The sequence below is a fragment of the Vibrio sp. 661 genome, assembly GCF_033339315.1.
Taxonomy (GTDB): Bacteria; Pseudomonadota; Gammaproteobacteria; order Enterobacterales; family Vibrionaceae; genus Vibrio; species Vibrio alginolyticus.
On record NZ_JAWOUJ010000092.1, the window covers coordinates 1 to 1,201 of the forward strand.

General features: G+C 43.5%; 3 protein-coding genes. All 3 read right to left on the reverse strand.

All coding sequences use genetic code 11. The features are described 5' to 3' along the window. A partial coding sequence (locus R7P69_RS24895; protein ID WP_318121780.1) for a septation protein IspZ occupies window positions 1-202 on the reverse strand: 202 nt, incomplete at its 3' end. Window positions 203-423: 221 nt separating this feature from the next. After that, a complete protein-coding gene (locus R7P69_RS24900; RefSeq protein WP_005481662.1) occupies window positions 424-666 on the reverse strand; it encodes a hypothetical protein in 243 nt (80 codons plus the stop codon). Window positions 667-761: 95 nt separating this feature from the next. Beyond that, the coding region (locus tag R7P69_RS24905; protein WP_318121781.1) for a response regulator at window positions 762-1,201 on the reverse strand (440 nt) is incomplete at its 5' end.

Below are 1,201 nucleotides of genomic sequence, written 5' to 3' on the forward strand. Positions count from 1 at the left end.
AGAAAATGGTCATGCTGCCGAATATCGTGACGATGACAAACGTGATCAGTTGCATCTTCTCTACTTTCTTATACAGCGCGTAGGTCACGATAAGTTGAACTGCCGTTGCAACGATGAGTGCTCCAGTCGCTACATAGATGTCGTACATCTTGTATAGAGCGAAGAAGATAATGAGAGGAATAAAATCAAGGATTTGCTTCATGTTGCCAAAAACTACCGAGTTGTTGAGTTGCTGACAGTCTAGCGGAATCTGGCGTAATGTGAATAGCTCAAGGGATTTGGATAAAAAATTGCCGCTCAATGAGCGGCAATGTATTGATATGTTTAAGGCACCTAAAAAGGCGAAATCTTGCTCGTTAGTACAGATAGCTTGGTGAGCTTCTGTAGGCTTGACTCATGGCTCGAGAGCTAAACGATTCTTTCCTACGCCACACGTTGGTATTGAGAAATCAGAGACTTTACGTCTTCCAAATAGCCTTCTCTCAACAAGTTATCGACGGTGGCTTCTAGCTCTTCATGCGTCATGGTGAAGCAAGTCGATTTGCCTGTCATTAGGCTCAAATATTGGTGATACTCTTCCTCGGTGTAGCGTCCGATTCTGTCTAACAATAGTGCTTTTATTCCGTGATGAATCAAGCCGTAATATGTGTGTCGGTGAAGTAACATAGCCATCTCCTTATCAAGCTTACTGACTGCATAACAGCAAGCTCAACGCTCTGGATAATTCGGTTTGTACTTCAGTTAAGCAGTTTTAATGCCAACTATTCATTCGCAATTTGATAACTGTTCGTTACGCTGATTTTATCGAAATGAAGCCATCGCACCAGTACATCACGCAATGCGTTGAGTGTGGTTGGCTTTTCCAGACGACCATCCATCAACTTAGCGATCATCTCGAGCTCTTTCTCTCCAGATTCGCCAGACAGGGCGATGATTGGCGTAGTTGGGGAAAACTGCTTGATTTTTTCGCTGGCATCAAACCCATTCATTACTGGCATTTGAACATCCATCAACACCAAATCGACCTGATGTGATTGAAACAGTTCCACCGCATTTGCGCCGTTATTGGCTTGTAAACTATTGACGCCAAGTCGGTTTAGGTACATTTGAACCAAAGTACGTTGCACCTCTTTATCATCGACAATGAGCACAGTTGGTGCATCTTTGTTGATTTGTACGACAGGTTCTGGACTTGGTTTGG